The sequence below is a fragment of the Nostoc sp. 'Peltigera membranacea cyanobiont' 213 genome (assembly GCF_002245975.1).
In the GTDB taxonomy this organism is placed as follows: Bacteria; Cyanobacteriota; Cyanobacteriia; order Cyanobacteriales; family Nostocaceae; genus Nostoc.
Genome location: NZ_NOLI01000009.1, coordinates 46,023 through 71,038 on the forward strand (window position 1 = coordinate 46,023; position 25,016 = coordinate 71,038).

Sequence of the window (25,016 nt, forward strand, 5' to 3'; positions counted from 1 at the left end):
TTTTGACAAACGGACATATCAGCAGATTTAAGCCAATTCTTGATGAACTGTTACCCAAGCTTAATGGTTATCTAAAATCCAGATGGAATAGGGAGTAGGAACTTAATTCTTTCCCCATTCCCCATTACTGATATCCCTTCCAAGGGGTAACTTCCAGCGTACTGTTAGGTTTAAATATCACTTGGAAGTGGGCGAGAGGTTCTTTATCATTAGGAGGTGCTACATTGGAGCCGTAGACATCGTTAAACATCTTCGGAAGGGGTGTTTCTCGGAAATAGTCAAAGGCGACTTGGTTAAGTGGTTCATAATCGGCAATTACACCATCTTTATTGACTGCCACTCGATATTTCAAATCTCGTGTAAAGGTGTGAGTACCACTCCAAGTTTGGCGAACTGTATTATAAAGTTTTTGGTTTAAACTTTTGACTATATTAGAGTCAGTAATTTTTGCACCCACTACCTCTGGTGTTCTAGCATATCCCCGCCAAGGACTCACTTCTAGCACACCTCTTGTAGTAAATACTACTCGGAATTGGGCAATAGGTTCCTTGGAAATGGGAGGGCGGCTAGCTGGATTATAAAGTACATTAGGCAGAGGAGTTTGACTCACTCCCAGATTCGCCTCTTTATTTACCGCTTTATAACCAACGATCGCACCATCCGCAGCTACACCTAGACGATAAATTAATTCCTCCTTCAATCCTGAACGATTAGTCCAAGCTGGATGAATTTGGTTGTACACTTGACGATTCAATGCCCGCAGTTGGGATGGATCGGTAATTTCTGGAACTGTATTTAAAAGTGCTTCTAAATCTTGAACTGCCGGCTTTGTATTAGCCGTGGACGTTGGTGTGGGTGTTGCAACCGCGATAGGCGTTGCGGCCTCTGATGCTGGGGGAGTGATATTGTTTGTTGTAGGGCTACTTTGCTTTTCTGGTTGGGGTTGTGGTGGACGTATTTGGGGAGGTGGAATCAAGTTAAAGGCGATCGCTGCTACTGCTAAACTTGACACACCCACAGCAGCAGGAACAGCCTGTCTAATCAAAGCTTGACTAGCACCGCCATAGCGTCTGGTAACTGGTTGTAGTTCTAGGGAAAGTTCAGGTAAAGTTTGGCTATCAGCAAAAAACTGATCCACTGCTTCCACTAAATCAAACAACTGTACTGTATTCAAATCTATTTCAATAGGTGGACGTTTGGAATTATTAGAGTGAGACTCGAACCCCTCTGGAGCGCCTTCGGAATGGATAATTAGCCTGTGTCGATTGCCGTCAACTTTCCGAAACTCTACTAGCTCCGATTCCTGATTGTGTGCTTGGGGATTGGGTACACTACTTAAAAATTCTTGGGCATAGCCACTAACAGCCCTCACTAAACTTTCAAAAAATTCTCGCCCTCCCGTTAGAGGCTGATTATAACCAGATAAATAGCATTCTGCATTTACCAATATTGATAATTCTGGGCGCATTTCCTGGAAGTGTGCAGCCCTAGTGACATCACTTAACCCTTCTAAAAGTAGTGTACAATTAGGTAGGCTGTACTTACGTTGAATATTCATTCCACTTCACCGTCAAAAAGACTAATCCAAAACCTCTGCATTCCAGCTGTACCAGTACAAAATAGTAATTGTCCTAACAAATTTATAGCAAGCTCATCTAATTTTTCATCAGAAGTCAATGCTAGTACACCTGAGCGCCGAGCATTCATCCGGCTCTTAAAATGCGCTCTAAACCGCTCTAGGTAATTAGATAGACGCAAATTCTGTTCTAATGGAATCTGCTTTTCTTCCATTTGTTGACATATCATTAATAACTGGCGGATGACAACAGTTAAACGCCGCGCTATGTAGCAAGCAATGACTACTAGAGCTTTTGCTTCCATGATAGTTAAGGGACGGCGCATGTGCGCTCTCCGTAGCGGGTTAGAGCTACGCATCCGCCATAAATTTACTCTGTCTTTAACAATTCCTTTTAGATCCAACTCTTGAGCAAAACTCAAGATTGCTTCCGAACCACCAAGCTCTAAAGCTTCAATTGCCAATAAAATCAGGTCAATTTGCAACCGCGTTCTCCGAGGACACGTTTTGGAAGCGATCGCAGGATCTGGCAAAGTGTCCAGAATCGTCGGCAGTGAATCTTGAGTTGGACTGTTGAACGGCGTTAAACTTGCTGAGACATTCATTATATAAAATACCTTGTGCGGTTCCAACAGACTAGATAAAACAAATTTAAGATCGATAGCCAAGACTTGAACGTTAGACTTGTAGTAGTAGCATGACTACCTGATATATACATTACTCAACTCTTTCTACTCACAGTTTTCCCTATATTGAAATCAAACTTTTAAAAACATAAATAAATTCACCTCATTTCTTAGTGCAATACCCTTTCTAGCTTGGTTTAGATTCTAATTATCGTCAATAAAGGGTGAAGCTTCAGCCCCGACCCCAGCGTATGACATTATAGTGTACGATTTTTCAGGTATCTGAAAATTGGGGATTAGGGACTGGGGACTGGGATAGCTAGGAATTTAAATTCATAACTCCTCACTCTCCACTCCTAACTTTTTCTAATCCCCATTCCCCTTTCCCCATCGCCCTTCTTATGGATTTAAAGTCTCTCGTTCGTGACATCCCAGATTTTCCCAAACCCGGAATTTTATTTCGGGATATTACTACATTACTGCGCGATCCAGAGGGATTGCGGTATACTGTTGACTTTTTAACACAAAAATGCAATGAAGCTGAAATAAAGCCAGATTATGTAATTGGTATAGAGTCAAGGGGATTTATTTTTGGCTCACCTCTGGCTTATCAATTAGGGGCTGGTTTTATTCCCGTCCGCAAAAGAGGTAAGTTACCAGCAGCAGTTCACTCAATTGAATACGATCTAGAATATGGTACTGACTGCCTAGAAATTCATCAAGATGCTTTACACCAAGGTAGCCGAGTTTTGATTGTGGACGATTTGATTGCCACTGGTGGAACTGCGAGTGCAACAGCAAAGTTAGTACAGAAGATTGGCTGCGAATTAGTAGGATTTGGGTTTATTATCGAGCTACGGGATTTAGAAGGGCGTAAATATCTGCCGGACGTGCCGATTATCTCTCTAATTGAATATTAGTTATTTGTCATTGGTCATTAGTCGTTGGTCATTAGCAAAGGACAAATAACAAATAACAAAGGACAAAGGACAAATGACATCTACGAGAATTTCCTTGGAGACAGGTCGGGATTGGCTAATCAGGCTAGTCACGAGCGAAACTTTTATTTATGTGGCAAAGCGGGTATTGCAGGCACTACTGACTTTGTTTTTGGCATCAGCGTTGTCGTTTTTCATTATTCAACTCGCTCCAGGGGATTATGTAGATACGCTGCGGCAAAACCCGAAAATATCTCCAGAAAGAATTGAGGAAATTAAGCGGCAGTTTGGTCTGGATAAGTCTTGGCCAGAGCAGTTTTGGCTATGGATATGGCGAATCTTGACAAAAGGGGATTTTGGCACGAGTTTTATTTATCAACGTTCAGTGGCATCACTTTTGTGGGAACGCGTACCAGCGACTTTGCTATTAGCGATCGCATCTTTAATTGTCACATGGGCGATCGCCATCCCTCTAGGGATTTTTGCTGCTGTTAACCAAAATAAGCTTTCAGACCGGCTTTTACAGGTGATTAGCTACGCCGGACAAGGCTTTCCCAGTTTCATTACCGCTTTAGCACTGCTGGTTTTAGCCCAAATCACCTCACCCTTATTCCCTGTGGGTAGCATGACTAGCATCAATCACTCAGAATTAACGTGGTTTGGCAAAATTTTAGATGTCGGCTGGCACATGATTTTACCTACGATCGCCCTCTCAATTACTAGTTTTGCTGGTTTACAACGCATCACTCGCGGCGAATTATTGGATGTTCTGCGTCAAGATTATATCCAAACGGCTCGTGCCAAAGGTCTGCCAGAAAACCGCGTTATCTACGTTCATGCTCTCCGTAACGCTGTAAATCCCTTGATTACCTTATTGGGTTTTGAATTAGCTGGTTTATTAAACGGTGCTTTCATTGCCGAATTTTTCTTCAACTGGCCCGGTTTAGGCAGGTTGACTTTACAGGCTTTACAGGCTCAAGATTTATATTTGTTAATGGCAAGCTTGGTAATGGGCGCAGTCTTGCTGATTGCTGGTAATTTAATTGCCGATTTAATGTTAAAAGCCGCCGATCCTCGCATTCGCCTAGAAAATCTCAATTAGTCATTGGTTAAACTTCATCTCCATGCTGTCCGAAGTCTATTATTTGGTGCGTTCAAAAACTGACGGTAATTATCTCGTAGCTCGTCCTGACACCGAAACATCAGGTTATTTATTGCTGTTTCAGGAAAACTTTGATGCCCTTAGCTACCTCAATACCCATGCGGCAGAATTGGCAAATCGCTTTACTGTGGAATCTATTGCGCGTACACAGTTGGGAAACTTGCTCAAACGTTGGGGCTTTAGCGGTGTGGGTATTGTGACTGACCCGTTATTGCCCAAAGTTGAGTTTTTGCAGCACAATTAAGCTGTACTTTCTATTTGTTAATTGGATATCGGTGATAAATGTTGGGTTTCGTTTCTCAATTGGCGAGGGGAGCGATCGCATTAATTATTTCCAATACTTCCATCCCACATGATGGTGCGATCAAGAATAGCATCATTGACATGACCATCAGTACTACCCGTCAAGTTAGCGTAGCTGAGGTTAGCCCCATCAAAAATGGCAGCTTCCAATTTGGCGTAGGATAGATCAGCCCCAATCAACAGAGCGTTCTCCAGAGAGGCGCTATACAGGTCAGCCCTATTTAGGTCAGCACCACTGAGATTAGCCCCACTCAGATCGGCACTCAGATGACTATTACTGAGATTAGCCTGTCTGAGATCAGTATTAATCATTTCAGTAGCCTCGAAGTGAGTACCTACCAAACAAGCCCCAGAGAGGTTGGCATCCATTAGGTTTGCACCATCCAAGTAAGCTCTACTCAGATTAATACCCCGCAAGTCGGTTCTACTCAAGTTAGCGTTACTCAAATCAACTCTAGTAAAATCTCTATCTCCATTAGCATAACGCCTGAGCAATTCCTCGGCATCCATACCTCAATTCCGCATTCATTAATTAATACATTCTAAAGATAGCGTCCTTTTCGTCAGAGTCATGTTTTCTCTGAGAAGGAAAATCGGAAGATCCTACTGAAAAGCGATCGCGTGCTAATTTGTTAGGTAAATAATTGTGCGATCGCGCAAGTAAAATCAGGCAATATGGGTGAATTTAACTCATCACTATTGAACAACGTAGCAACTAATTTTAAAGTTGCTTTTTCACGCCGATAAACTTCCACCTGTTGGTTGCGCCAATCCACAATCCAATATTCCCTAACACCTCTTGCTGAGTAAAGCTTTAGTTTAAATTCCCTGTCCCGCTTTTCGTTCTCAATACCAGCAGACAGTACTTCTATTACCAGTTCTGGCGCACCAGTCAAATGCCCCGCCTCGTCTAAAATCAAGGGCAACCTCTCATTGCTAGCCCAGACAACATCAGGAATTACATTATCATTATCCCCAAAAATTATGCCTGGAGCAGTCACAACTTCTCCCAAACCAGTAGTCTGTGACCAAGTATCCAAGGAAGTACTAATTCTGACACAAGTTTTTTGATGATTCCAGTGAGGCGCTCTGGTCACAAACAATTCTCCGTCAATAATTTCATAGCGATTCCCGTTATCTGGAAACAACTCTAAATCGGCGGTAGTCCAGCGTACTCTTTCAGATATCGGCTGGTTCATAAACTATCTTTATTAAGGATTTACTTATTTTAGCCTGAGTGAAAATGGGGCATTAGTTAGGAGTTAGGAATTATTCACGCCTTTCTCCTCCTAACTCCCTCATCTCCCTAATGCTCCCAGCGTCTACACCACTACCTTTTCTAAACTCAACTTAGAACGCTTCACTGGCTCAGGAATCGCTACGGGATAATCTCCAGTAAAGCAAGCAGAGCAGAAACTATTGGTGTCTTCTCGTGTCGCTTCTAGCATTCCTTCCCAACTCAGATAGGCGAGACTGTCCACTTCCAGTTGCTTGGCGATTTCCGCTACTGTCTTGGTAGCAGCAATCAACTGATCCTGAGAATCGGTGTCGATGCCGTAGAAGCAAGGATGAGTTACTGGCGGAGAGGAAATTCGCATGTGTACTTCCACTGCACCCGCTTCACGCAAGGTTTTAACTAGTTTCCGGCTGGTAGTACCGCGAACAATGGAGTCATCTACAATAATTACTCGTTTGCCCGCCAGTACATCTTTAAGCGGGTTAAGTTTCATGCGGATACCTGACTCGCGCATGGTTTGGGTTGGCTGAATAAAGGTTCGTCCAACATAGCGATTTTTAATCAGTCCTTCGGCGTAAGCTACACCAGAAGCTTGGGAAAATCCGATCGCAGCAGGGATACCAGAATCAGGAACACCAAAGACTATATCGGCATCGACACAAGATTCTTTAGCTAGTTGGTGTCCTAACCGCATCCGATAGCTGTACAAACTTTCGTTGTGCATGATGCTATCAGGACGGGCAAAGTAAATCATCTCAAAAATACACAATTTCCTTTGGGGCTGTTGACTCCAATGATAGGAAGCCAAACCTTCTTCAGTAATCCAAACTAATTCGCCTGGTTCTACATCTCGCAGGTATTCGGCTCCAATGATGTCTAAACCACAAGTTTCGGATGCCAAAACGTAACGAACTGGATTACCCGCTAAAGTCCCAATTACCAGGGGACGAATACCATTGGTGTCACGGACACCCATAACTCCGTTAGGAGTGCCAATAACTAAACTAAAGGCTCCTTGGCAACGGTGAAATGCCTGAATTGAACCTTCTAGCCAATCTGCACCAGCGTTGACGGCTTCTGCGATCGCAAAAGCAATCATTTCTGAGTCTGTTGTGGTAACTAAGTTGTATTTTTTCTCAAGCAACTCTTGACGCAGTTGCACTGTATTGACTAAATTACCATTGTGTGCAAGAGCTAAAGAACCTAAGCGAGTTTCCAGAACTGCGGGTTGGGCATTAACTTTGCGGCTAGAACCTGTGGTGGAATAACGAGTGTGGCCAACAGCAAGGCTACCAGGTAATTGATCCAAAACGGATTCATTGAAGACTTGAGACACTAAGCCCATATCTTTGTGGAGATGGACTTGTGTTCCCTCAAAAGTGGCAATCCCAGCTGATTCTTGACCCCGATGCTGGAGGGCGTACAATCCAAAGTAGGTCAGTTTAGCAACATTTTCTCCTGGTGCGTAGATGCCAAAAACACCACAAGCTTCTTCTGGCTTGTCAGGCTGATTTTCATGACTATTAATTGGGTTGTTGGTAGGGTCGGGGTATTCATCCGAAGTGACAGAATGAATAGAGGTCATGCTAGCTTTGCTCCTGGTGGGGGGTCAAGTCAAAATAATTCGTAATTGATAATTCGTAATGATTAGCACATGATTGTAGGGATTTAGTATTGCTAAACCCTTACGGGGCTTGAAATCATGATGCTACAAGCTTTAGTGTTTCCATTGACTAATCAAGGGGCTTGTATGCTTCAATTACGAATTACGAATTAATAATTATTTAGTCACTGGGATAATGTCGATGGATAGTTGTGGATTTCTTAATAAATCTTTAACCATCTATTAAAACAGTAGCGTAATTCTGCTCAGGGACGTTAATAGTTCTGAGTGAAGTCTAAATAGTCAAGACTCAGAAATAGTGGTGTGGTTGCCGAGCCGCCTAGCGATCGCGTGGGAATAGCGATCGCTCATATCTTCGATATTAACTTTGATTAAGACCTGATTATCAGTGGTGAAAACCCCCAAACCCGTCTCAAAATTGCCAACTGTACCTAGTATTTGCCACTGTTGACTGAGATGTTCCTGTAAGTATGATTCCCACATTCCTTGCTGTGCCGATGTTACAGAAACTATAATTCTGGCACCACCTTCGGCAAACAGCACCTCATCGACACGGTTCTGCGTTGGTGCTATTTCTAAATTGATTTCAGCACCAAGGTTGCCAGCAATACAACATTCGGCAAGTGCGATCGCCACTCCCCCTTCAGCAGAATCATGGGCTGAACGTATCCAACCATTACGAATTCCTTCCCGACAAACTTTCTGCACCCGCCGTTCCAAGTCAAAATCTACTTGTGGCGGTTTTCCGGCAACAGTGCCGTGGATAGTGGCTAAATACTCAGATGCACCCAAACTGATTTTGGATGCCAGAGGCAATCCCAGAAGATAAATCACATCGCCGGATGCTTGCCAACCTTGTCCACAAATTTTGGTGATATCGGGAATCAAACCCACCATACCTACTACAGGAGTCGGATAAATAGGTTGTGGAATGCCTTGAGAATCGAGGGTTTCATTGTATAAAGAAACATTTCCGCCTGTGACTGGTGTTGCCAATTCCCGACAACCTTCTGCCAAACCGCGACAAGCTTCTGCCAATTGCCAATAACCAATCGGTTTTTCTGGAGAACCAAAATTTAAGTTATCCGTCACCGCCAGAGGTTCTGCACCCACACAGCTAAGATTGCGTGCAGCTTCCGCCACCACTGCCTTAGCTCCCTCGTAGGGATCGAGATAAACATAACGAGGATTGCAATCTACTGTTGCCGCCACCCCTAATTTTAGATTTGGGATTTTAGATTTTAGATTGGGGATTTCTTCCAGGGGGCGCAACCGGATAACAGCCGCATCTGCACCACCTGGTAGTATGACTGTATTATTCTGTACTTGATGGTCATACTGACGATACACCCAGTTTTTAGATGCGATCGTGGGTGTATCGAGCAAAGTTAACAGAATATCATTCCAACTTTGCAAGCCTCCTTGTAGTTCTATTCCAGCAGTTATGCAAGCAGGTAGGAAATCAGGAGTCCATTCCCAAGCTTGACGGGCATATTCTGGCGGTTCTGCCAACAATTCCCGGTTATATAGTGGGGTATTTTCTGCCAAAGCCTCGGCGGGAATTTCTGCTGCTATTTCACCCTGAAAAAGAATTCGTACAATGGGTTCAGCGATAACAGTACCAGCAACAACTGCTTGAAGTCCCCAACGGTGAAAAATATCGATTAATTCTTGCTCGCGCCCCTTATGGGCAACGAATAACATTCGTTCTTGAGATTCCGAAAGCAGATATTCATAAGGAACCATCCCTGTTTCTCTTGCGGGAATCTTATCTAAATCTAGTTCAATTCCCACACCGCCTTTTGCCGCCATTTCTGAGGTAGAACATGTGATACCAGCTGCTCCCATATCTTGGGCAGCGACAACTGCACCTGTCTTAAACGCCTCCAGACAAGCTTCAATTAACGACTTTTCCAAAAATGGATCGCCCACTTGCACAGCCGGGCGATCGTCTATTGATTGGTCGCTCAATTCTGCACTGGCAAAACTCGCGCCTCCCATACCATCGCGTCCGGTAGTGGAACCAACGTATAGCACGGGGTTTCCTAAGCCAGATGCCCCAGATTTGACAATTTCTGATGTTTCCATCAACCCTAGTGCCATGACATTCACCAGGGGATTACCAGAATAGGCCGAGTCAAAGTAAACTTCGCCGCCAATGGTGGGTACACCAACGCAATTTCCATAATGTGAAATCCCCGCCACTACCCCTTGGAATAGCCTTTGAGTTTTGGCATCTTCTAAGGAACCAAAGCGCAGTGAGTTTAATAGAGCAATGGGACGCGCACCCATTGTAAATATATCTCTGAGAATGCCGCCTACTCCCGTTGCTGCACCTTGAAATGGTTCTACAGCTGATGGGTGGTTGTGAGATTCAATCTTAAAAGCTAGTTGAAGTCCGTCACCCAAATCTACAACACCAGCGTTTTCACCGGGGCCCACGAGGATGCGGGGCCCCTCAGTAGGAAATTGTTTGAGTAGAGGTCGAGAATTTTTGTAACAGCAATGCTCTGACCACATTACCCCAAACATTCCTAGTTCAGCTTTGTTGGGTTCACGCCCTAATCGACGGACAATTTCTGCGTATTCTTCTGGCTTCAAACCTTCAGCAGCGATTTCTTGGGGGGAAAAGGGAGTAGGAGATGTGGCGGTCATGGAAATAATGCACCAATTGTACAGAGCATTATTCTACCGATTTAGTTGCTCTGTAGGTGTAGTTATAGAAATGCAGATAACTCTTTTTTGAATATTTCTTTCTGAACTATTTGACTGACCGAGTTATGAGCTTGCTCTTGCGTTCAGTTTAAACTGTAGCTGTTTAAGCGATTTAAGCGATCGCTCTACCACAAATGACATTTACTGGTGGGTAACTTTACCCTACAATAGTTAAAAAAGCTTCTGCTATTGGTTTTCCCTAATAAAAAACCATCATTTCTTTGATGGGAATAAACCCATTGATCTCGCTGCAATGAAAGTTTTTTATTGTTGAATGATTTTGAAATGAACGCGGCGATGGATGAACAAGAGTAAGTAAGTCAGTGTAAATAATTATCGTTTGGATCAGGCAGAGGGCAGGGAACTGTTAGCTGGGGGAAAAAAGGTTTGAGCCTTATTTACTTTTATTCGCACAATTTGGTTTTATTGTGCTAATTTACTTAGTAATTTTATTTACAAGTTGCGTCTGGTGAGTTATGACTAGACAAATTTACCGAATGGTTCACAATCAGAGAGTCTTAATGTATAAACTTAATTACTGAAATTAAGTGCAATCCCTGGCACCTTAATTTGCAAACATCTACTTAAAGTCAGAGATTATTCGGGTACATGCAGTTTTGTTGTAACAATTAAGTGACGAGAATCACACATATCTATGATTAGGATCGTCTCCCAGCGATCGCTAACTAGGCATAATTAATGATAACTGAACTCTAGCCGAGTCATTAATAGGGAACACACTTAATTGCCGACAGCCTTAATCAAGGACTGTCGGTTTTTTAATATCCGTATATCCTTTATCCCTTGAGAAATGTTCCATAACTATACCTAATAAAATTTCCCCACAAATGGTTGGTAACTTGACAGAGATTTTGCCACAGCCACTACCAAATGTGGGGAGTACAATAAAATTGGGTATCTTATGGCTTTGGAGTGCTAATATCTTACACTCACTCTAGTAGACCGAAAGTATACTCCTAGAACCAGCACACGCTTTGTATTAAGACATCGCTTGAATGATGTAATCAAAGTAAGGTGCTGCTTCAGCAGCGTCTTCCGCACTCAATAAGCCAAGGGAGGCTGTTTTGAGGGAACCGATCGCTTCTACCATTCCAGGCACGGGAACACCCAATGAATTGTACATTTCCCGCACACCAATCAAACCAATTTTTTCAATTGGCTCTTTGTCGCCGGCAAGTACACCATAAGTAATTAGACGTAAGTACCAGCCAAAGTCACGGATACATAGAGTGCGCTGGCGTTCTCCGTAAGCATTACCTCCGGGGGAGATAAAGTCAGGACGCTTTTGCCAAAGTTGTTTGGTTGCTTCCTGAACTATCTTTTTTTCGTTTTCGGCTAAGGTAGCCGCAATCCGCGTCCTTTGTACGCCGGTTTGCAAAAAGTCTTTGATATTTTTAAGTTCGCCACTGCTGGGATAACGCAGTTCGTCGTCGGCTTTGAGAATAACTTGGCTAATTACAGTCATGATGATTGAAATCACCTGAAATATTATCTGTTAGTTTAGCGAGTCTGAGGTACACAAGTGAAGAGAGATGATGGAGATAAGGGAGTAGAAGGAGAATTAATAACTTTTGACTCTTGACCCTTGACTTTTGACTCTTGATTAATAACTAATGACTAAAACAATTTGGCGACAAGGCGAATTAATTGAAGTGACGATCGCTAACCTGAGTGATACAGGCGATGGTGTCGGACGCGCTGATGAGCGTGTTGTGTTTGTCCCAGATACTGTACCAGGCGATCGCGCCATTATCCGCTTGGTTCATGTTAAACCAAAATACGCCCACGGGAAACTCCAGCAGCTATTAGAGCCATCCTCCCACCGTATTCGACCCAATTGTATTGTGGCGGATAAATGCGGTGGTTGCCAGTGGCAGCATATTGATTATGATTACCAGCTAGTAGCCAAGCAAAATCAAGTTATCCAAGCCTTAGAACGCATTGGCGGTTTTGTCCAACCACCGGTAGATCCAGTACTCGCCGCCCCTTCAGCTTTAGGTTATCGTAATAAATCTACATATCCTCTGGGTACATCGGCAACAGGACAGGTACAAGCTGGTTACTACCAAAAAGGTAGTCACCAATTAATTAACTTAAATCAATGTCCAGTCCAAGATGGGCGATTAAATCCCTTACTTGCCGAAGTCAAGCAGGATATTCAACAAAGGGGTTGGCGAATCTATGACGAACAACGCCATCAAGGACAAATTCGCCATCTCGGTTTACGCATTGGCCGACACACCGGGGAAATGTTGCTGACTTTGGTGGTAAAAGACTGGAATTTATCAGGAATTGAAACCCAAGCCCAGGAATGGTTAAAGCGCTATCCCCAGTTAGTGGGAGTGTCACTCAATCGCAATGGCGATCGCACAAATGCTATCTTTGGATCGGAAACCCGTTGCATCGCTGGAGTCCCCCACCTGCATGAAAACTTTGCTGGACTGGAATTTCAAGTCCGCCCAGATACTTTTTTCCAAGTGTATACAGAAACAGCAGAAGCACTATTGCAGGTAATTCAATCAGAACTCAATCTTCAAGGGCATGAGTTGCTAGTTGATGCCTACTGTGGTATTGGGACTTTAACTTTACCTCTCGCCAAAAAAGTACGTCTTGCTACAGGATTAGAAGTGCAACCAGCCGCAGTGGAACAAGCTCTTTTGAATGCCCACCGGAACGGAATTGATAATGTGACATTCCAAGTCGGGGCAGTAGAGAAATTGCTTCCAAAAATGGGCACAATACCAGAAGTAGTAATACTAGATCCACCACGTAAGGGGTGCGATCGCGCCGTCATCGACACTTTACGGCAATTGAAACCATCTCGGATAGTTTACGTCAGCTGTAAAGTAGCTACCCTCGCCCGCGACCTTAAATTGCTTTGTCAAGATGGGCAATATACCATCACACGGGTGCAACCTGCCGATTTTTTTCCTCAAACTGCTCATGTTGAAGCTGCCGCCTTTCTTGTGCTATCAGATTCGCACAAGGATAGTAATTCCTTTACAAAAACTGAAATTTGAAATTTTTAGTCTGGTGCATACTAAAGATGCTAAAATTGAATTAAGCTGAAAATAAAAATTGGTTTTGTTTAAATAAATTCAAGTTGCATAGGTTCTTAGAAATATGGATTGAATTGTGTAAATGACAAATCGGCAATTAACCAGAGTTTGCCATACTCTGTTAAATTATTAGCATCTTTTTAAGTTGCTAAATTCATTATCAAAACTATTCGAGCCGTTGTTATATATCTAAACGATCCCAACTCATACTATAGGGCTAATGCTCCCTAGCATTTTCAAAATTTAGTTTTAAAGACGCAAGTTTGAAGGCAGCATGACCACCTCAAGTTTTATCAGGGTGCCTGTAATAGCAAACTGATGTCTAGCTAACTGAAAGCTATGGGGTTTCTCTTGTGATTACAATTTCACTCCGTCCAGTTGCACGTTATTGGGGCACTATTAGTTTTGCCTCAACTCTCTACCTTTGTCCAATCTTAGATTTACTGTTGGCAGAAATCCCAGCAAAATTACAATCTGAACTGCGGCTAGGACTTCAAGAAGCCCTAGTAAACGCAGCTAAACATGGCAATAATCTCGATCCAAGCAAAACAGTTCTAGTGCGTTTTTCCTTAATAGATAATCAATATTGGTGGATAATATCAGACCAGGGTAGCGGCTTTACTCCTTCATCTACTAATGAAGAAGAAGCAACAGACTATTTACCACCAGATGAATCAGAAAGTGGGCGTGGTTTATGTCTTCTCCATCACATTTTTGATCGGGTGGAGTGGAACCGCAAAGGCACAGAATTAAGGCTTTGTAAACAAATGGAAAACCGTCCCCGTTTATCTCTGCGACGGTAGCGTACTTTAGAGTTGGGAATAGGAGTGAGGAGTTAATAATTTAAAACTTTTAACTCCTCACTCCTAACTTTTAACTTTTTCCGTGAGTTGGACAAGGAGGGGCAGAAATGGAGCGATCTAACCAACCAATTGCCTGTTCTAATCTAGCTTGAGCTTCTTGTGGCTGATTCTTCAAAAGATACACGATAGCTGCTGCCACTTGTTCATTAGCGCGGGAATTGCGGTTAGACTTGAGGCGATGCCAATCGTTAGGGGAAATGCTTAGTCTTTCCATCAAGGCTTGAGCTAGTTCCAGAGTACTAAGTTCATTCAGTTGACTGGTTTTCGGCAGCTGGGTAGATTGGGACATAACTATTGGCACATTTGCATTTACTTCTACTTTACTACTTGTAAATGAAGCCGCCAAAACAATCACAGCCGTCAGCAGAAAATCCCGAACCAGATTTTGAACAAGAATTAGAGGAAGTAGAGCGATCGCTCCTATCCTTAAAAGAACGTTACGAACAAGTGCAACGCGATCGCCAGCAACAGGCACAATGGCAACAGCATAGGGATCGACTAAAGCACAATAAATCTCAGACACCAGAAATCAAAGCAGAGTTACGGCACATTCAACAGCAGTTGGAAAGGCTAGAACTAAACTTAGAAAGCCAGTTATTTTCTTGGCGTAGCCTGAAAAAACCTTTCTGGCAAGTCGTCCGCTTTGGTGGAATGGGCGTTATCATAGGCTGGATATTAAAGTCTTATGCTGGATAAATCCAAAATTGGATTTTGGATTTTAGATTTTGGATTGGGTTAAATGGTTAAGATTCTTTAATATTTGTACTCACTACGTTGACGAAATATAAGTTGTAAAATATGGCAAATCGACGGATTGCAGAAATATTGCGAAGTGGCCAACCTGATGAATCCCTCCAAGTGCAAGGCTGGGTGCGGACGAAACGCGAGTCTAAAGGGTTTGCTTTTATTGAAGTCAATGACGGCTCATCACTAGCTAATTTGCAAGTCGTCATTAATCAGGATTTGCCAGATTACGAAGCTATATTAAAAAAATTGAATACGGGTGCTGCTGTGGAAGCGACAGGGGTGCTAGTGGCTTCTCTTGGGAAAGGACAGCGAATTGAATTGAAAGCCGAGACAGTGAAAGTTTACGGCGAAGCCGATCCCGATACATATCCCCTGCAAAAGAAACGCCATTCCTTTGAGTTTCTGCGAACCATTGGACATTTGCGATCGCGTACCAATTCCTTTGGTGCAGTTTTCCGCGTCAGAAATGCTTGTTCGGCAGCAATTCACCAATTTTTCCAAGAAAGAGGCTTTTTGTGGGTACACACACCCATTATTACCGCTAGTGATTGCGAAGGCGCGGGTGAACTGTTTAGCGTTACCAGTTTGGATTTAAAAAATATTCCCCGCACAGAAAACCAAGCAGTAGATTACAGCCAAGACTTTTTTGCTAAACCCACATATTTAACAGTTAGCGGCCAATTGGAAGCGGAAGTTATGGCGATGGCGTTTAGCAACGTCTACACCTTTGGCCCTACCTTCCGTGCAGAAAATTCCAACACCTCGCGCCACCTCGCAGAATTTTGGATGGTTGAGCCGGAAATGGCTTTTTGCGATCTAGAAGGCGATATGGATTTAGCTGAGGCGTTTCTCAAACACATTTTTAAATATGTGTTGGAAACTTGCCCAGAAGACATGGAATTTTTCAATGAACGCATTGATAAGTCTGTGTTGTCCACAGCCGAAAATATTATTAACAATCAATTTGAACGCTTAACTTATACAGAAGCGATCGCACTTTTAGAAAAAGCTGATGTTAAGTTTGAATATCCAGTGAGTTGGGGTTTAGATTTACAATCAGAACACGAACGATATCTAGCTGAACAACAGTTTAAAAAGCCAGTAATTGTCACAGATTACCCAGCGCAAATCAAAGCCTTTTATATGCGCTTGAACGACGATGAAAAAACCGTCCGCGCAATGGATATTCTCGCACCGAAAATTGGCGAAATTGTCGGCGGTTCTCAGCGCGAAGAACGCCTGGAAGTTCTAGAACGCCGTGTATTAGCGCAAGGATTAAACCCAGAAGACTTGTGGTGGTATCTGGATTTGCGTCGTTATGGTACTGTTCCTCACGCCGGTTTTGGGTTGGGTTTTGAACGACTCGTGCAATTTATTACGGGTATGGGAAATATTCGTGATGTGATTCCCTTTCCGCGTACACCACAAAGTGCTGAGTTTTAGTTTAAATTTTAGACCTGTTATCGCGTCTACACAAACCAATTCCGTCTGCGCGGATTAATAAAAACATTGAAACCCGCCAATGCGGGTTTTATTTGTATGTCCACGTATTTTTTAAAACTATTAATTAAAATTAAGATTTTTGAATCTCCTCATGTAAAACTTGAACTTGCTCAAGGGATAATTCAGTAACTTGAGCAATTTGTTCTAAATTCATTCCAATTCGCAACAAATTTAAAGCCAACTTTCTTCTTGTTTCTGCTTCACCTTTAGCTTCACCTTCTTCTAGGATTTGTTGATAAATGACTGATTCGCGCATAATCTCACTCCTTAATATCTTGCTAATTACATTTTTATTTAGCACCAGACCTGCTAAAATTCCACTGGCAGCAGCTATATTTCTTTGTAGCTGGCGATCGCTAATTGCTTCAATTGCTTTGGCTACTTGGGTTAATACCATTGTAGGATCGTTTGTTTGACTTAGCACGGCAAAGGGTAATAAACCTGGAATACTCATAAACCTGTCTGTCGGTTGTTCCCACAGACGTATTACTTCAAACTGATGGTAAGTGTTATTTAATCTAAAACTATTTTCACTGACTAATTCTGAACTGGTTTTTCTCAAATAGATTACTATTTGACGCATTTCTTTGTTAGGAAAGCGGCGATAAACCCTAACTCGATAATCTAACATCCGAAAGGGGATATCTTCATCAGGGTCGGTTTGAAATTCGGTATGCAGAACTAAATCATCAGATTGCAATAAAATTAACGAATCGGCGCGAATTGGTTCGCTTGATAATTCAGTAGGGCTAAGTTCTGTTAATTTAATCGGTGAACCTAGTAACCAAGTTGCCAAGTCATCTTTGAAGTTTTCGGCAATGAATTTACAGATATTGTCATACATAGCAGCCTTCAAGTAAAGGTATCGAGTATTTTTGAAAAAAATTAAATTTGTTGGTATTGGGTTTCCTTTAGTTAACCCAATCTATTGCTACGATTTTATTTTATGTTAAACAAGTAATACAAAAGCTAGCACTGGAGATGTAAATTAGTGTTAATGTTACTTCTCAACATTGGGAATGAGCGATATGCCATAGAAAGCCGACAGGTTGTAGAAGTAATACCACTTGTTGTACTCAAAAGTTTGCCCCACCAGCCTGAGCATATCGCTGGTGTTTTTAACTATCGCGGACGCATTGTACCAGTAATCGATTTATGTCAGTTGATGCGTGGTAAACCCTCCAGTGAGTACCTGAGTACTAGGATTGTCCTAGTCAATTATTGGGGGAGTAATAATACAGAACTTCAGGCTCCCTATATTTTGGGTTTGATGACAGAACAAGTTGTAGAAACATTACATAAGTCTGAGTCTGAATTTGTTAATCCCAATATCCAGATAGATACAGCGCCATATTTGGGCAAGATGATTGTAGATGATCGAGGGATGATTCAGTGCCTTCGCATTGAGTACTTGTTGTCAGAAGCGCAGCAAGTCAATCTCTTGCCAGAAAGTCATCACAATACTAGATTTTAGATTGGTCTGAAGACTCTATAAATGGCACAATCTGTTATTGAAGCTTTACTAAAAAGCAAGATTGGTTTAGATGCAAATTCTATTGGTGCTGATGCGATCGCAAGTGCAATTTATCAACGCATGGCAGATTGCGGTATAACGGATATTGCTCACTACTTGGGGAAGTTACAGGTATCTACCCAGGAATGGGAAGCACTGATTGACTGTGTAATTGTTCCAGAAACTTGGTTTTTTCGAGAACCAGAGTCTTTTGCATTTCTGAAGCATTACGTATTATCTGAATGGTTGCCAAAAAATCCCCAGAATGTATTGCGGGTTTTGAGTGTACCCTGTGCAACGGGTGAAGAACCATATTCCATTGCGATCGCTCTTTTGGAAGCAGGATTAAATTCGACAAACATTCACATCGATGCTGTTGATGTTAGCAACAAGTGCCTACTAAAAGCCCAACGAGCAATCTACAATCAATATTCGTTTCGCGGCAATAGCCAATCGTTTCAAGAGCGCTATTTTCAGGCAACTGAAGCAGGATATCACCTGTGCGAACAGGTGAAAAATATGGTGAATTTTATTAATGGCAACTTGGCAGATCCGGTTTTTCTAGCTGACACGCCGCTTTATGATGTAGTCTTTTGCCGTAACCTGTTGATTTACTTCGATGTGACAACAAAAGAGCGCAGCATTCAAGTCTTAGAAAGGTTGCTAAGGGAAAAAGGCTTGCTATTTGTGGGACACGCTGAAACTTGGTTATTGTTTAAAACTCAATTGATCTCAGTTCGTCAAAATTCAGTAGTTGCTCATCGAAAGTCTACGGGAGGCGAAAATGTTCGCAAAAATCATCATCCAAATCTTCAGAGACAAGGCTTCACAGACAAAAATATAGATGTTCTCAACAAGCGACAGCTACCGAAAAAAAACCATTCCCAATTTGTCGCCCAAGAGAGGTTAAGTGTTGCTTCCCAGAATCCGATATTGCCAATAGACTTAAAGGTAAATTTGTTAGAAACAGCTAGAGCTTTAGCCGATCGAGGTCGATTAGATGAGGCGGTTAAATTATGCAACGACTATCTCAACCAAAATCAGGCGAGTACTGAAGCATATCTTTTACTAGGTCAGGTGCAGCAAGCGATGTCACAAAATGAGCGGGCGGCACAATCTTTTCAAAAAGCAATTTATTTACAACCGACTCACCAAGAAGCGCTGACTCATCTGGCATTACTCAAAGAACATCAAGGGAATGCGGATAGTGCTAATCTTCTCTGGCAACGAATTCACCGATTAAATAAGCATTAAAGTTGCATAATCAGGGCGGGCAAGATGCCCACCCCACAAGACATTGAGAAAATTTTAATATGCAAATTAAATGTGTTTTAGCTTATCTAACTCTTGTGGGATGGGCGTCTCGCCCGTCCGGGGCGGACAAGATGTCCACCCCACAAGAAAATTTATTGCAACACTTTAAGCTTGCCAATGCAACAAAGGTGCGAGTCGATACAACCAACGTGCAGGGCGATGCAACAAAGGTGCGAGTCAATACAACAAACGTGCAGGTTGATGCAACAAAGGTGCGAGTCGATACAACCAACGTGCAGGGCGATGCAACAAAGGTGCAAGTTGATACAACAAACGTGCAGGGCGATGCATTAAAGGTTCAGATCAAGAGACTTGTGTATACACCGTAGCCTTGTAGGGAAGGGGCTGGGGGTTAGGTCTGTATTAGACTCAACTGAGAACCGCTATATTTAAAACCTACGCAGTATTGGGATTCATCCACCTCAGATACTCAAACTTCTTACTCAGCACTCAACACTTTCACATCAGAAGGAAAAGCTAGTCTCTGAACTAAGCTAGCTACTTAATAATTTGTTTAAAAATAAAAATACAAACCGTTCATCTTGTTTATGATTTGGGAATTTTAAGAGATGAATGCGTTTTACAGCAACAGAGGAACAGTAGGATATCCAATGTTCAAGAACATGACCTTGCAAACACGGTTGATCGGTTCATTTTTTTTCATGGGACTGATTGTACTCACGATGGCCTTGCTGGGATGGTTCACCACCAACGAGTTAAATCAGTACATTAATATACTGGCGACGGATAACATTCCCAGTGTGTCCGGGATATGGAAGATTAACGAAGGTCAGACACAAATCCAATCGGCAGAACGGTTACTATTCGATCCTGAAGTCACTGTTACTGAAAGACAAGGTGCAATAGCTCAAATCCAGGATGCTTGGAAACAGATTAATGAAGGTATTAAACAGTACGAAGCAACGCCATTAAGCGAACAAGAAAAAAAAGAGTATGGCTTACTTAAAGAACAACTGGATGCCTGGAAGCAAGCTCATGAAAAATTGTTAGATATTGAACAACAATTCACTCAACTGGGTATTCGCAATCCTTGGAAAAAACAAATTGAATTAATGCGTCAAGGAAAAGAAAAAACATCAGAGCTTGCCATTATTCAAGCACCAATTCAATTACGTAATCGCATGGATTCTGAGGGAGCAAATAGAGAAGAACCATTATTTAAAATAACTGATGACCAAGCAGGTAAACTTTTGAAACTTAATGAAGGTTACATATCAGATACACAAAAAGAAGTTGAACAGAATGTGGCCCGCAGTATTTTCTGGATTTCTGTCGGAATTGCCATTGGCCCCATAACTGCGATTATTTTTGGGTTTGTAATCGCTCGACAAATTGCGTTTCAGATTCTTGGTGTTGTTAGGGTTGCAGAGCAAATTTCCACGGGTAATTTAACAACTCAGGTCACGGCTGATTCCAACAGCAAAGATGAAATGAATAGACTCTTAACTGCTTTCCAAAGCATGACTCAGAATCTCAACACTCTGATTCGTCAGGTACAGCATTCAGGTATCCAAGTTACTACCTCAGCTACTCAAATAGCAGTTTCGGGTAAACAATTAGAAGGGACGCTTACCGAACAGGTAGCTTCTACTAATGAGGTAGCTGCCGCTACCAAAGAAATTTCCGCTACCTCTAGGGAATTAGTAAGTGCAATGGAACAAGTTGCGGCCATTTCACAAATCACAACGACAGCGGCGAATGATAGTCAAAAAGACATAGTGCGGATGGAAACCACTATGCGGCAGTTGGCAGAAGCCACTAATGCGATCGCATCTCGATTGGGAGTAATTAGCGAAAAGGCAAATAGCATTAATACTATCGTCGTCACAATTACCAAGGTGGCAGACCAAACGAATCTGCTATCGTTAAATGCGGCGATCGAAGCCGAAAAAGCCGGAGAGTATGGCTTGGGCTTTGCTGTCGTTGCTAGAGAAATTCGCCGACTAGCAGATCAAACCGCCGTTGCTACCCTCGATATTGAGCAGATGGTTAAGCAGATGCAATCGTCAGTCTCTACAGGTGTGATGGAGATGGACAAGTTTGCCGCAGAAGTAGGGCGGAATATAGAAGATGTTGCCAGCATTAGTACACAGGTTGGGCAAATTATCCAGCAAGTGCAAGACTTGAATCCGCGATTTGAGTTTGTCAACCAGGGTATGGAAACCCAATCTGTGGGAGCGCAACAAATTAGTGAGGCGATGGTGCAGTTGAGCAGTACCTCTGTGCAAACTACGGATTCCTTGCGGGAAATTAATCATGCTATAGCCCAACTTAACCAAGTGGCGCAGGGATTGCGTCAAGAGATTGCCCGCTTTCAGGTGAAAACAGAAGACGCTATACCCCTGCACCAACTCTCTTGAGCAGCCCTTATGAACCCGATCGCTACGCCATTAAATATTGAACGTTGTTGGAATTTTATCGGCATTGAGGGCGATCGCTCTTGTCCCCAATTAGCCACCTATACCCATTGCCGCAATTGCCCCGTTTACTCTACTGCTGGACGCTATTTGCTAGAGCGCTCCATACCTGAAGATTATCGCCATCAGTGGACTGAGTTACTCGCTAAATCTAGAACTGATGAAAATTCCCAAATATCCGCTACTTTAGCCACCACTCAAATCACAGTTGTGATTTTTCGTCTACAACGGGAATGGCTGGCACTTTCTGCCCAAATCTTCAAAGAAATTTCTCCTCCCAGTCTGGTTCATACCATACCGCATCGCAGCAACCAAATCTTGCGGGGATTGGTAAGTATCCGAGGTGAATTGCGATTGTGTATCTCTTTGAGCGATTTGTTGAATCTCGAAGCTGCCGATACAGCAGTACAAACCCTCAGTTCAGTGGTGTATTCGCGCATGGTGGTGCTGGAAAAAGCAGATAAAACTTGGGTGTTTGGTGTAGATGAACTTTATGGAGTACACCGATTTCACCGGGATGAGTTACAAGATCCGCCTAAGAGTCTGACTCAAACTTATACTAAAGGGTTATTTCACTGGCAACCTGGCGTGTCACAGGCGCGATCGCACAGTGTCAGTTATTTGGATGATGAATTGTTATTCACCACCTTAGCTAGGAAGGTGCTGTAATCAAAAACCTAACCCCCCAACCCCCTTCCCTACAAGGGAAGGGGGAGCTAAACTCTTCTCTCCTCGTAGGAGCTACTGTGTATACACAAGTCTTTTAAAGTTGCTGCGTAACGTAGGGTGGGTTAATTTTTGTAGGTCGATGCAACAAAGATGCAGGTCGATGCAACAAAGATGCAAGGCGATGCAACAAACGTGCAGGGCAATGCAACAAACGTGTAGGGCGATGCAACAAACGTGCAGGGCAATGCAACAAACGTGCAGGGCAATGCAACAAACGTGTAGGGCGATGCAATAAACGTGCAGATGAAAAGACTTGTGTATACACCATAGCCTCGTAGGAGAGGGGTAGAGGGAGAGAGGTTCTTCCAGGATTAATGAATCGGTGTGTCTAGGAAGGTGCAGTAATGTTAGAAGAATTTGATGTCAGCAATCTTTCCTTGCTTGATTTATTCAACATGGAAGTAAAAGCTCAAGTTGTGGTATTGAACGATCGCCTGTTGGCACTGGAAACCAAGCCCGATCCCCAACCAGAATTGGCAGCTTTAATGCGGGCAGCCCATTGCATCAAAGGCGCTGCGCGAATTGTCCAAATCGATCCGGCTGTCAACCTTGCCCACGTTATGGAAGACTGCTTTGTGGCGGCTCAAGAGGGAAAAGTTACCTTAACTGCCGATCGCATTGATGTATTGTTGCAAGGGGTAGATATGCTCCTGCGGATAGCGGAAACGGTTACAGCCAACCCAAATTTGCAGATGTTAGAAGATGTTGGCATTCAATCATTGGTGAGTGCGATCGCTAATATCCTAACTCTAGAGGCAACCTCTACAGAAATTCATCCCCTAGTAACAACAGCGCAGTTAGAAGACAACCAACAGACAACCCTGATTTCCCCATCCCCATTAGAAGAACTGGGCATCACTCAAAATCGGGCGGTGCGAATGAGTACTGAAAATCTGAATCGCTTAATGGGTTTAGCAGGAGAGTCTTTAGTTGAGGCGAATTTATTAGAACCATTTGCTAACTCTTTGCTGAAACTGAGAAGCAATCAGGGGGAATTGTCCAACTTGCTGGAGAAGTTGCAGGAGTTATTGGGCAACTATCATCTGGATCGGCAAATTAAAGAAACCTTGAGTGCAACTCATCAAAAAGCTAACGAATGTTACCAGATGATGAGCGATCGCCAAAACGAACTAGAACAATTTTCTCAGCGTTCTGCTAACCTTGCCCAGCGCCTATATCAAGAAGTTATTGCGACTCGAATGTGTTCCTTTGCGGATGGGGGACAGGGATTTCCGCGAATGGTGCGCGACTTAGCTAGACAATTGAGTAAACGGGTGAAACTGGAAATCGTTGGTAAGTCTACTTTGGTAGATCGAGATATTCTAGAACGTTTGGAAGCTCCGTTGACTCATATCCTGCGGAATGCGATCGATCATGGCATTGAATTGCCCCAAGAACGTCTAGCAGCAGGAAAGCCAGAAGAAGGAATTATTCGGATTGAAGTTACCCATCGCGCCGGAATGCTGTTTATCACCGTTGCAGATGATGGGCGGGGAATCGATATCGAGTTTTTGCGCCAAGTTGTGATCGGCAAACAACTGACAAACCCGGAAATGGCAGCCCAACTTACCGAAGTTGAGTTGATGGAATTCTTATTTTTGCCTGGTTTCTCCACAACTCAGACTGTCACCGAAATTTCGGGTAGAGGTGTGGGTTTGGATATCGCCCATAGCGCAGTGCGGGAAGTTGGCGGAACCCTGCGGGCAGTTTCTGTGTTGGGAAGAGGCATGACCTTTCACTTGCAGTTACCATTGACGCTATCTGTGATTCGCACCTTGTTGGTGGAAATTGCTGGCGAACCCTATGCCTTTGGACTAACGCGCATTGAACAGGTGTTGATATTATCCAAGTCTAAGATTGCTGTATCGGAAAATCGTCCATTTTTCGTGATGAATAATCAACCTGTGGAGTTGATTATGGCAAGTCAAGTTTTAGAGTTAGCCTCGCCTGCGGTGAATATGGAATCGCTGTCAGTTATTGTAATTAGCGATCGCTTCAATCGTTATGGATTAGTTGTAGATCGGTTTCTCGGTGAGTGCAATTTGGTTGTCCGCCCCCTAGATCCCCGCCTTGGTAAAGTCCCAAACATTAGCGCCGCCGCCCTGATGGATGATGGTTCGCCAGTCTTGATTGTCGATGTTGAAGATTTAGTCCGTTCCATTGCGAAGGTATTTTCCAGCGGACAACTTTCTCAGGTAAATCAGTCTGCTCATCAGGCAGTTACCAAAACCTACAAGCGAGTGTTAGTAGTGGATGATTCAATCACTGTGCGCGAAATGGAGCGCAAACTTTTGGAAAACAACGGTTACAAAGCTGAAGTGGCGGTTAATGGCATTGATGGTTGGAATGCAATCCGCAGTGGCGATTATGACTTGGTAGTGACAGATATTGATATGCCCCGGATGAACGGCTTTGAACTCACTAGCCAGATAAAAACTCATGCCAAGTTGAAGCAAATACCTGTGATTATCGTTTCTTATAAAGACCGGGAAGAAGACCGACTGCAAGGGTTAGAAGCAGGTGCAGACTACTACTTAACTAAGAGCAGCTTTCATGATGACACTCTGTTAAAGGCGGTAATTGATTTAATTGGAGAGGCTTGATAATAATTCGTAATTCGTAATTAAGAAAGCTAGATTTAAATGTTG

The 25,016-nt window shown here is 43.0% G+C and carries 23 protein-coding genes; 13 read left to right on the plus strand and 10 right to left on the minus strand.

The window, feature by feature from the left end; genetic code table 11:
• Positions 1 to 124: 124 nt before the first annotated feature.
• Both CDG77_RS04495 and CDG77_RS04500 read right to left on the minus strand, forming a co-directional pair.
• Positions 125 to 1,558, minus strand: coding sequence for a DUF4335 domain-containing protein (locus CDG77_RS04495; RefSeq protein WP_094328217.1), 1,434 nt, complete (start codon positions 1,556 to 1,558; stop codon positions 125 to 127).
• Positions 1,555 to 2,181: a DUF3038 domain-containing protein gene (locus CDG77_RS04500; protein ID WP_094328218.1), complete on the minus strand. Its 627-nt coding sequence runs from the start codon at positions 2,179 to 2,181 to the stop codon at positions 1,555 to 1,557. Before CDG77_RS04500 ends, CDG77_RS04495 begins: the two co-directional genes overlap by 4 nt.
• A 422-nt stretch (positions 2,182 to 2,603) precedes the next feature.
• Between CDG77_RS04500 and CDG77_RS04505 the strand changes: the two genes are divergently transcribed.
• The 3 genes from CDG77_RS04505 to CDG77_RS04515 all read left to right on the plus strand — a co-directional run bounded on the left by CDG77_RS04505 (position 2,604) and on the right by CDG77_RS04515 (position 4,546).
• The gene (locus tag CDG77_RS04505) at positions 2,604 to 3,122 is read left to right on the plus strand and encodes an adenine phosphoribosyltransferase (protein WP_094328219.1); all 519 of its coding nucleotides are present in this window, start codon (positions 2,604 to 2,606) and stop codon (positions 3,120 to 3,122) included.
• Between the two features lie 73 nt (positions 3,123 to 3,195).
• Positions 3,196 to 4,242 carry an ABC transporter permease gene (locus CDG77_RS04510; RefSeq protein WP_094328220.1) on the plus strand — a complete coding sequence of 349 codons (1,047 nt, stop codon included), beginning with the start codon at positions 3,196 to 3,198 and terminating at the stop codon, positions 4,240 to 4,242.
• 22 nt (positions 4,243 to 4,264) lie between these two features.
• A complete protein-coding gene (locus CDG77_RS04515) occupies positions 4,265 to 4,546 on the plus strand; it encodes a hypothetical protein (protein WP_094328221.1) in 282 nt (93 codons plus the stop codon).
• A gap of 80 nt (positions 4,547 to 4,626) precedes the next feature.
• Here CDG77_RS04515 and CDG77_RS04520 read toward each other — a convergent pair whose 3' ends face one another.
• The 5 genes from CDG77_RS04520 to CDG77_RS04540 all read right to left on the minus strand — a co-directional run bounded on the left by CDG77_RS04520 (position 4,627) and on the right by CDG77_RS04540 (position 11,667).
• Entirely contained in the window at positions 4,627 to 5,115 is a 489-nt protein-coding gene (locus CDG77_RS04520) for a pentapeptide repeat-containing protein (RefSeq protein WP_094328222.1), read from the minus strand.
• A gap of 122 nt (positions 5,116 to 5,237) precedes the next feature.
• Positions 5,238 to 5,804, minus strand: coding sequence for a Uma2 family endonuclease (locus tag CDG77_RS04525; protein ID WP_094328223.1), 567 nt, complete (start codon positions 5,802 to 5,804; stop codon positions 5,238 to 5,240).
• Positions 5,805 to 5,927: 123 nt separating this feature from the next.
• Positions 5,928 to 7,427, minus strand: coding sequence for an amidophosphoribosyltransferase (purF, locus tag CDG77_RS04530; protein ID WP_094328224.1), 1,500 nt, complete (start codon positions 7,425 to 7,427; stop codon positions 5,928 to 5,930).
• Positions 7,428 to 7,748: 321 nt separating this feature from the next.
• Positions 7,749 to 10,121 carry a phosphoribosylformylglycinamidine synthase subunit PurL gene (purL, locus tag CDG77_RS04535; RefSeq protein ID WP_094328225.1) on the minus strand — a complete coding sequence of 791 codons (2,373 nt, stop codon included), beginning with the start codon at positions 10,119 to 10,121 and terminating at the stop codon, positions 7,749 to 7,751.
• Between the two features lie 1,060 nt (positions 10,122 to 11,181).
• Positions 11,182 to 11,667 carry an allophycocyanin subunit alpha-B gene (locus CDG77_RS04540; RefSeq protein WP_094328226.1) on the minus strand — a complete coding sequence of 162 codons (486 nt, stop codon included), beginning with the start codon at positions 11,665 to 11,667 and terminating at the stop codon, positions 11,182 to 11,184.
• 148 nt (positions 11,668 to 11,815) lie between these two features.
• On the opposite strand from CDG77_RS04540, the gene rlmD reads away from it, so the two are divergent.
• Together rlmD and CDG77_RS04550 are read left to right on the plus strand one after the other, a co-directional pair.
• The gene (rlmD, locus tag CDG77_RS04545; RefSeq protein WP_094328227.1) at positions 11,816 to 13,222 is read left to right on the plus strand and encodes a 23S rRNA (uracil(1939)-C(5))-methyltransferase RlmD; all 1,407 of its coding nucleotides are present in this window, start codon (positions 11,816 to 11,818) and stop codon (positions 13,220 to 13,222) included.
• A gap of 392 nt (positions 13,223 to 13,614) precedes the next feature.
• Positions 13,615 to 14,064 (plus strand): ATP-binding protein, encoded by a 450-nt coding sequence (locus CDG77_RS04550; protein WP_094328228.1) that lies wholly within the window; start codon positions 13,615 to 13,617, stop codon positions 14,062 to 14,064.
• A gap of 70 nt (positions 14,065 to 14,134) precedes the next feature.
• Here the strand turns inward: CDG77_RS04550 and CDG77_RS04555 are convergent, their stop codons facing one another.
• Positions 14,135 to 14,413 carry a DUF6439 family protein gene (locus CDG77_RS04555; protein ID WP_094328229.1) on the minus strand — a complete coding sequence of 93 codons (279 nt, stop codon included), beginning with the start codon at positions 14,411 to 14,413 and terminating at the stop codon, positions 14,135 to 14,137.
• A gap of 44 nt (positions 14,414 to 14,457) precedes the next feature.
• Here CDG77_RS04555 and CDG77_RS04560 point away from each other — a divergent pair, with 44 nt between their 5' ends.
• Positions 14,458 to 14,820 carry a hypothetical protein gene (locus CDG77_RS04560; protein ID WP_094328230.1) on the plus strand — a complete coding sequence of 121 codons (363 nt, stop codon included), beginning with the start codon at positions 14,458 to 14,460 and terminating at the stop codon, positions 14,818 to 14,820.
• A gap of 102 nt (positions 14,821 to 14,922) precedes the next feature.
• Positions 14,923 to 16,314: an asparagine--tRNA ligase gene (asnS, locus tag CDG77_RS04565; RefSeq protein ID WP_094328231.1), complete on the plus strand. Its 1,392-nt coding sequence runs from the start codon at positions 14,923 to 14,925 to the stop codon at positions 16,312 to 16,314.
• 130 nt (positions 16,315 to 16,444) lie between these two features.
• On the opposite strand, the gene CDG77_RS04570 is transcribed toward asnS, so the two are convergent.
• Positions 16,445 to 17,218: an Rpn family recombination-promoting nuclease/putative transposase gene (locus tag CDG77_RS04570; protein ID WP_094328232.1), complete on the minus strand. Its 774-nt coding sequence runs from the start codon at positions 17,216 to 17,218 to the stop codon at positions 16,445 to 16,447.
• A gap of 153 nt (positions 17,219 to 17,371) precedes the next feature.
• On the opposite strand from CDG77_RS04570, the gene CDG77_RS04575 reads away from it, so the two are divergent.
• The 5 genes from CDG77_RS04575 to CDG77_RS04595 all read left to right on the plus strand — a co-directional run bounded on the left by CDG77_RS04575 (position 17,372) and on the right by CDG77_RS04595 (position 22,308).
• Positions 17,372 to 17,848, plus strand: a complete 477-nt coding sequence (locus CDG77_RS04575; protein ID WP_223269707.1) for a chemotaxis protein CheW — start codon at positions 17,372 to 17,374, stop codon at positions 17,846 to 17,848.
• A 21-nt stretch (positions 17,849 to 17,869) separates the two neighbouring features.
• On the plus strand, positions 17,870 to 19,141 hold the full coding sequence (locus tag CDG77_RS04580) for a CheR family methyltransferase (protein WP_094328234.1): 1,272 nt from the start codon (positions 17,870 to 17,872) through the stop codon (positions 19,139 to 19,141).
• A 131-nt stretch (positions 19,142 to 19,272) separates the two neighbouring features.
• A complete protein-coding gene (locus CDG77_RS04585) occupies positions 19,273 to 19,530 on the plus strand; it encodes a hypothetical protein (RefSeq protein ID WP_143856956.1) in 258 nt (85 codons plus the stop codon).
• A 282-nt stretch (positions 19,531 to 19,812) separates the two neighbouring features.
• Positions 19,813 to 21,582 carry a methyl-accepting chemotaxis protein gene (locus CDG77_RS04590; RefSeq protein WP_094328264.1) on the plus strand — a complete coding sequence of 590 codons (1,770 nt, stop codon included), beginning with the start codon at positions 19,813 to 19,815 and terminating at the stop codon, positions 21,580 to 21,582.
• Positions 21,583 to 21,591: 9 nt separating this feature from the next.
• Positions 21,592 to 22,308, plus strand: coding sequence for a chemotaxis protein CheW (locus CDG77_RS04595; RefSeq protein ID WP_094328236.1), 717 nt, complete (start codon positions 21,592 to 21,594; stop codon positions 22,306 to 22,308).
• A 94-nt stretch (positions 22,309 to 22,402) separates the two neighbouring features.
• Here CDG77_RS04595 and CDG77_RS35195 read toward each other — a convergent pair whose 3' ends face one another.
• Complete coding sequence (locus CDG77_RS35195; RefSeq protein ID WP_143856957.1) at positions 22,403 to 22,636, minus strand: hypothetical protein; 234 nt, start codon at positions 22,634 to 22,636, stop codon at positions 22,403 to 22,405.
• 76 nt (positions 22,637 to 22,712) lie between these two features.
• Here CDG77_RS35195 and CDG77_RS04600 point away from each other — a divergent pair, with 76 nt between their 5' ends.
• Positions 22,713 to 24,971, plus strand: a complete 2,259-nt coding sequence (locus CDG77_RS04600) for a hybrid sensor histidine kinase/response regulator (protein ID WP_094328237.1) — start codon at positions 22,713 to 22,715, stop codon at positions 24,969 to 24,971.
• The last annotated feature ends 45 nt before the right edge of the window (positions 24,972 to 25,016 follow it).